Genomic DNA, 7,418 nt, shown 5'->3' with positions numbered 1-7,418 from the left:
ATGGGAATCTCTTTATCTCCCTGTTTAAAAATTAAACTTCTATTACTGAAATCTTCATTCATACGCAAAATTATCTCTATTGGTTTGTTGGGATCTGCTTGTTTGAATAAACCCATTATCTCTTCTTCATCAAAGGGTTTGACTTCAAAAACAGTTTGAAGCTTTTTATTATCTTCGAAAATGAAGTTTAATATTTTAGGGACAGCTCTTGGCTTAAAGGGATTTTCTTTAATGGGTTCAAGAATTTTCTCATTAAAAATGGTTTCTTCCTCACCATTAAACATTTTAAATCCAATGTTCATTAATTGATGTCCCTCAATTTCAGTTTTGGCACGCCAATTATATTTCTTCCTATAAATATCCCAGATATCATATTGGATACCGTTCTTTTTTAGATTTTCATAAGCTTCAGGAACAGATGCTGACTTGTCAAAATATTTTTCTTGTGTTATGGTTGGATTTCCAGGTACAAAATCTTTCATAGCAACACTTGTTTCTTTTGCTTGAAAACGAGCCACTTCTATCTGCTGGTCATCACCATATACCCAAACAACCACTATACCACCAGGTGCACAACTTACTCTTATTTCTGTGTAATTTGAAGTTCTCCCAGTTCGCCAGTCTATAGTTCCTTTCTCAAAAAGTTTTTTAAAAGTATCAATAGGCATATCCCAACTACCTGTATAAAATTTGTTCTCAATAAATGATGCCCAGGTAATATCCATTTTTACAGGCAGTGCTTTTAAGTCTTCACCTTGTGTGTGTGTAGAACCAGAATTTCCCCATCCATTATGATTAATAGCAGCAGTAGGTAAATAAACACTACCTCCATCTTCTAAATAAAAATGGCCATTATGGATTCTTGTTGGATATAATTCCGGAGCATTAGTCGTGGGTAGCCATTCGTACTTTTTCATTTGAGGTTTACAGGATATTATAAATATTAATAGTAAAAGTTGTATAATTTTCATGAGTTGGGTTCTATTTTACGAAATCTAACAATAGTTTTACCTACAATTTTGTAGTTGGGTTCATAAGCACCTACTCCGTCTCCAAATTTTGAGTTCCAGTGTATGTATTTGCTTCTTAATCGATTCAGCATATTATGGTCATATACTTTTAGATTAAAACGCTCTACCTCCTTTGTATTTTTTAAATCAAGTTTTTTTCGCATTTGTTCAATCTGTGATCGGGTATAGTAGGTCATTTTCGGTAATTCACCATAAATATACTTTTCTAAACGCTGCTTTACTTTGTTCAAATCAAACTCATCTGCTGTGCTTGGATTTGGAATATAAAAATCATTTTTTAATTCTTTCATATCAATAGAATCTGCATATTCTTTATTCAATTTTTCAGACATAAGATGAAGCGTAACATAGCTATAGGTATTACGAATGCCATAGCGGGTCATATGGGTTTGGTGATCACTATCAGGCTCAACAACTTTAGAAAATCCCCAACCTTGTGCAATTAAATCTTTTAAATCATTGTTGAGTATTTCGTCATATTCTTTATCACTACGGCCATCTCCCCAATAATTGTCCAAATCCATAATTTGAAAATTAATTTCATTCATTTTATCAGTATAGCAGCCGCCAACATCAGAATGTACGCCAGGCAAATAAAAATCTTGCCCGCCTGCTCGTTTTGCAGTTGGTGTTAACATAAAATTTTTACGATGTTCATCATCAGCACAAAAATGAATTATTTTTTTTGCTTTATACAAGTTATTGATTTCCAGATTAAGATCATTTAAATGTAATTCACTCACATCATTATCGAAATTAGCACTTGTTGTGGTGTTTGTAGCATTTGGATCGTAAGAAGAAACGGTATCATACAAGCCTACAAAACGTACTTGAAGCCGTGAATATTCTAACTTATATTTCACCAGTTGTGAGCCCCAAATGTCACCACTTTTATTTTTACTCAATTCATAAATAAAGTTTCTAGCCGCTGCCGAACCTCTGCTGAAACCAAATACATCAACAGTTAAGGTATTTATTTTATCTTTTCCTTTTAAGTTTTTTGCTTTTTCTGCCAGCAGACTACATCCTTTTGCAACTTTAGCTACAATGCCCTGTTTTCCTGAGCCAAAAGCAACCCCTAAATGCCCCTCTCCAAACACCGTTGTTATATCATCTGTATCAGCGCCTAAATCGTCAGTACCTATACCTTCAATATACAAACTATCTGTAAAGTTATCTTTTGCATAATGCAATTCCTTACGAGCTACATTAGAAAGATCATTCACATAACTGTCTGTTTTTTTATCAGACAGTTTATGATAAGCTTTGTTAGCATCACTTCCTTTTGGGGATAACCTGGCGTTTGTATTTGTTCTGTTATTTTGTGTGCCATCAAAAAACACCCCAATCCTAATATCGATAGTTCCTTTGGGTGGCGGTGGTGGCGTATAATCTCCGAAGTTTGCCATAATTATTTAGCATTATCTTTTGATACTATTTTCCTATTACTAGCAAGAGTCAGATTTCCTCCGGTTGCTTCTACATTTATCTTTTCTGCTATTTTTTCTACTTTATTTCCCACGGTTAAATGATAAGATTCTTTAACTTCAATGGTGATATTTTTTGCTGATTTCCTTATTGCCATCATTGTAAATTTTAAAATAACTTAGATTTTTCAGCACTATTAAATTCTACAATTTTCCCGCTTTGCATGGTCATATTTTCTTTTTCACTGAACATTGCTATTTCTCTGGCTACTTCATTTGAGATTTCAGATTGTCGTTTAAAGTCTTTTTCTATCAGCTCCGTACGATTATCCGACATTTCTCTGATATCTCCGGAAGCAGTTTGTGCAATATCTTTTCCGGCAACAGAAGTTATATCTTCGTTTGCAGAATGGGTAATATTTGTTCCTGCATCCACGGAGACTTCTTTTCCCGCTTTCATCGTAATATTTTCTCCTGCGTTTACCGTAAAATTCTTAGGGGCTGTTACAGTTATACTTCCTTGTCCGTCCATAAACCAGGTATTCCCACTCGGATCCAGAATAGTGACGCTATTTTCATCATCATTCATTAAGATTTTAATTCCACTTTTGGTTTGTATAGAGTGCATATGATTATTAATACCCCCTCCCAATGCTGTTTCCCCGTGGAATATACCTCCCATCACAAAAGGCCTGTCAGGATGATTGTGTACAAATCCGACTACTACCTGGTCGCCAACTTCAGGAATTGCAATATACCCTCTGTTTTGAGTAACCTGATCGGTTCCTCCTGCATCGGGGCTCATCATTCTAATAAAGTGGGTCGTATTATGGTTTTGCCAGTCAAACTGCACTTGTACTCGTCCCTGATTCAAAGGATCGGTATTGGAGATTACTTTACCTAACTGAGGATCTGCTTTAGGTACCTGAAATTCCGGTCTTGGTATAAACCCGGAGTCGGCGGCTATAGCATCAAAACTACCTTCGTAATAACCCCGCCCATCCACTTCATGCACCACATTAAGCATCATTATTTTCGTAAAATACATTGTTTCATTGGAATCAGGTTTGCGCATTTCCAAATTAGCACAGCAACCGGGATATAAAAAAGGAACAGAAGTAGTTCCCGAAGTGATAAACACTTCCGAGGCATTGCTTCCAGCTGTCCCTTTTTGAGAGTCTTCCACATCCATAAAATTAACGGCCTGAATCGGCGCTACTCTTAAAGAGGGAGTTGTGTATGTTTTCTTTGAAATCTCGTACGCCTGTTTGGCAATTTCTGATTTATGATCAATCTTTGAACTTCCCGTCTGAAGCTTTTCATTTCTGCTGCTATTATATCCATAGAATATTGGATTCACGTGCAGGGCACGCATCTTCACACTAATATCACTTACACTGCTTCCATAGACAAGGGTAAGTGTATTTTCAGGGGGTGGAAGCTTTCCAAAATGCATGACTTCACCATCATAAAAAAACTGTTCGCCATACGCTTCTGCTATACGAGCCAGATAGTTGTAATGGGTTTCTTCGTACTGAGAACTATAATTGACATTATTATGTTTTGCATCTACTCTGAAATCAAATTTGTTTTCACCCAATCCTTCTTTTAGCACCTCAGATGCAATGGTATTAAGACTTACAGGTTCTTTTCCGCCAAAACTCTGGGTGTGTGGAGCGGCATCTAAAAGCATAGTGGGGCTAAAACCGGTAAGAACAATATTTCCCAGACTTCCTTTATCCTGTGCAAAACCCACTTCAGTAATCACCCCCACAAAATTCCGTTCCGGAGAATTCTCTACATCTTTGTAACTAAAAGTAGCAGTGATACGTTTTCCCAAAAAACTCTGTACCTGTTTCATGTTATGATTCTCTGCATCTCCCAAAACATCATAAGCCAGTGTGATGTTAAACTCATGATGCTTATTGGCACTTTGTACTAATTTAAAGTGTTTGAAATATTTAATAACAGTGCCATCAATTACAATTTGTAATTTTACAACACGGTTGATTCCTGCTACTTCACTTGATGGGATCGCAGCAGCATTATGAATTTTTGAGGTGGGTTGTTTTGCCCATAATTTTTTATCGACTGTAGTAGGCTGGTTGGGAACCAGATTTTGGTTCATAAACTTCTGCTCTGCGTCTTTAGCTTGCTTTTTTGGATCAATTCCCCGGCTAAGATCAGTTGTATTTTTATTAACAGCTTTAGGAAGATTTACTTTGGACGAATCTCCTTTTTGTGGAAGATCCCCTTTGAATTTTTGAAACATAAATAATTTTTTTACAGTTGTGTTTTTAAATATAAAATGAGTATACCCATTTATTTGCTGGCCTTAATTAGCTCATACACGGTCAGGCAAAATTGCGGGCCTCCATGTCCTTTTCCTAAAGACGGGTATGAGAATGTTTCAGAATAGTAAAGCATTAGTCTGAGTACTTTACTATATTACTTATAAGAAATGTTGAATGTATTTTCACAGCCAATATTTCATGATTTAATTAAGACTAATATACTACCATAAAAATTCACCACAAAATGAATCAATAGTTTTTTCGAAAATTGTAGTAGTTCTACGACAAAGCCTACCTAATTAGAAATCAGTTATTTTTAAAAAAATATTTATAAAACAGGTCTTAAAACATGAGTACAAACCAATAATTTAATTTCAATTACCCCTTATACATTTTAAATAATTGATAGTTCGGTTGAAGTATGCTTTATTACTAAATTGGAAGAATAATGTTTAATCCTCTTTCTTTGTTTTTTGAATAAGTAAAATTGAGGCTTGTAATTTTTTTATTAACGCTCTTAGGAGTTTCTAATTCTATTTTAGCGTGGTTAAGCAAGTCAATTTGAATTTCTGAAGATAAATACCCTTTGCTTCTAAGCAACGTTCAATGAGATAATGGTTCTCCAGCGTATTTTAAATTATTTATTGTGAGTGTTTTATAGTTGGTTTAGTTTGCTGATTTTTCAATCAAATGAGCAACTTTTTTCTTTTTTAAATTCATAATGCGTAACAGGTTTACTTATTCATGAATTTACCAATGTTCAGAATCAACAAGAGCAGGTTTTAACCTGCTCTTATTATAAAATGTATATTCTTTTGCTTTAACGAAAGCTTAAAGCAGGAATGTATTGAGAAATTTTTAGTAGCTCATTTCTACAATTTTGGAAGCATCCTGGGGAGTTAGTTTTTTATACTCTCCAAGTCCCATCCAATTTCTTTCTGTAAAGGCTTTTTCCACTCTTTCAGCAGTACCTTTATAGTCTTCTGTATATTCGGAAAGTTTGGTTTTAATGTGAAGGCTGTGGAAGAATTCTTCAAGCTTTTTGATTCCCAGTTCTGCTTTTTCTTCGATAGAACCTTCTTTAATTCCCCATACTCTTTCAGCATATTGGGCAAGTTTCCCTTTTTTATCTTCAAAGTTATAACGGTAGTGAGAAGGAGCGATGATAGCCAGAGTTCTGGCATGATCAATACCAAAGTAAGCTGTTAATTCATGTCCCATTGCATGCACTGCCCAGTCTGTAATAACTCCTTTCTGAATCAACCCGTTTAATGCCATGGTACAACACCACATAAAGTTTCCGGCAGCATCATAGCTGAATTCATCTGCTAATACTTTTGGAGCGGTTTCCTGAAGGCTGATTAGGATGCTTTCAGCAATCCTTTCCTGAAGATCTGCAGAAGATGGTGCTGTCATATATTGTTCCAATACATGAGTATACGCATCAGTAAGCCCGTTTACAATCTGGTTTTTAGGAATAGATCTGATGACCTCAGGATCTAAAACAGAGAATTGTGGGAAAAGTCCAGGCCCACCGGAAGATAATTTTTCATTAGTTTCTCTTCTTGAAATAACGTATCCGGAATTCATTTCAGAACCCGTTGCAGGCAGTGTTAAGATACTTCCAAAAGGCATTCCTTCTCCTTCAAACGTTCTTACCTGCTTTCTCAAAATATCCCAAGGTTCACCATCATAGTTCGCTGCTGCAGAGATAAACTTAGTTCCGTCAATAACAGAACCTCCACCTACAGCAAGAAGGTAATTGATTCCGTTTTCTTTAATAAAGCTAATAGCATTGATTAATACTTCGTATTCTGGGTTTGCAGGAACTCCTCCAAATTCATACAAATCATGATCTTTTAAGGCTTCTTTTACCTGGTCGTAAACACCATTGTTTTTGATGCTTCCACCACCATAGATCATTAATATTTTAGCGTCTTTTGGAATTTCATTGGAGATTTTAGCGATTTCACCTTTTCCAAAAAGTATTTTAGTCGGATTTTTAAATTCGAAATTAAGCATTATTCTAAATTTATTTTATTCAAATTTACGGAATGAAAAGGGAAAATTAAGTTAATGAAATTTTAAAATTGCTATGATTGTATTTTATGAAAGCTATCAAAACTTAATCCCGTGTTTATCAATATCCGTAATGATTGATAGTCTTTTTAATTGTATTTATTTGACATTATTAGACAGGTACGCCTTCGCTCTTTTGATAAAACCTTCCTTATCCTTTTTAATCTCTTCAAGAAGTTTCTTTCTATCATCCGGGATCGTTAGATACTTATCTCCCCAAAGATTCATTTCAACAATAATTGGCACCAGATCAATCCCTTTTTCTGTAAGATGATATAATATTTTTAACTTATTGTCCGGATGGTTTTTCTTGTCAATGATGCCATTTTCCAATAAGTTCTGAAGCCTTGTAGCCAGAATATTGGATGCAATTTTTTCATCAGCTTTTTGAAGCTCTCCATAAGTACATTCTTTTTTAAGCATCAGGTCACGGATGATCAATAATGACCATTTATCACCCCAGATTTCCAGAGAACAGCTGATGGGACAGTCTGATCTTTTTTTACTCATTATTTTTATTTTAAAATATTACTTGCAAATTGAAAGTGTTTGTTTTAATTTTGCTTTTATTTTGCAAGTAAATTTAA

At 34.9% G+C, this 7,418-nt stretch carries 6 protein-coding genes; all 6 read right to left on the bottom strand.

The window, feature by feature from the left end; all coding sequences use genetic code 11:
* A partial coding sequence (locus GTR01_RS16125) for a DUF2931 family protein (RefSeq protein WP_228452257.1) occupies positions 1-917 on the bottom strand: 917 nt, incomplete at its 3' end.
* A gap of 50 nt (positions 918-967) precedes the next feature.
* A complete protein-coding gene (locus GTR01_RS16120; protein WP_160138826.1) occupies positions 968-2,440 on the bottom strand; it encodes a T6SS phospholipase effector Tle1-like catalytic domain-containing protein in 1,473 nt (490 codons plus the stop codon).
* A 2-nt stretch (positions 2,441-2,442) separates the two neighbouring features.
* Positions 2,443-2,616, bottom strand: a complete 174-nt coding sequence (locus tag GTR01_RS16115; protein WP_160138825.1) for a hypothetical protein — start codon at positions 2,614-2,616, stop codon at positions 2,443-2,445.
* 11 nt (positions 2,617-2,627) lie between these two features.
* Positions 2,628-4,730 carry a phage baseplate assembly protein V gene (locus tag GTR01_RS16110; protein ID WP_185155137.1) on the bottom strand — a complete coding sequence of 701 codons (2,103 nt, stop codon included), beginning with the start codon at positions 4,728-4,730 and terminating at the stop codon, positions 2,628-2,630.
* Between the two features lie 880 nt (positions 4,731-5,610).
* On the bottom strand, positions 5,611-6,774 hold the full coding sequence (locus GTR01_RS16105) for an iron-containing alcohol dehydrogenase (RefSeq protein ID WP_160138824.1): 1,164 nt from the start codon (positions 6,772-6,774) through the stop codon (positions 5,611-5,613).
* 156 nt (positions 6,775-6,930) lie between these two features.
* Positions 6,931-7,341 (bottom strand): winged helix-turn-helix transcriptional regulator, encoded by a 411-nt coding sequence (locus GTR01_RS16100; RefSeq protein WP_160138823.1) that lies wholly within the window; start codon positions 7,339-7,341, stop codon positions 6,931-6,933.
* Positions 7,342-7,418: the final 77 nt, after the last annotated feature.

The organism is Chryseobacterium sp. c4a (genome assembly GCF_009900745.1).
GTDB lineage: Bacteria > Bacteroidota > Bacteroidia > Flavobacteriales > Weeksellaceae > Chryseobacterium.
The sequence above is the reverse complement of the archived record's forward strand: the minus strand, read 5'-3'. Positions and strand labels throughout refer to the sequence as shown.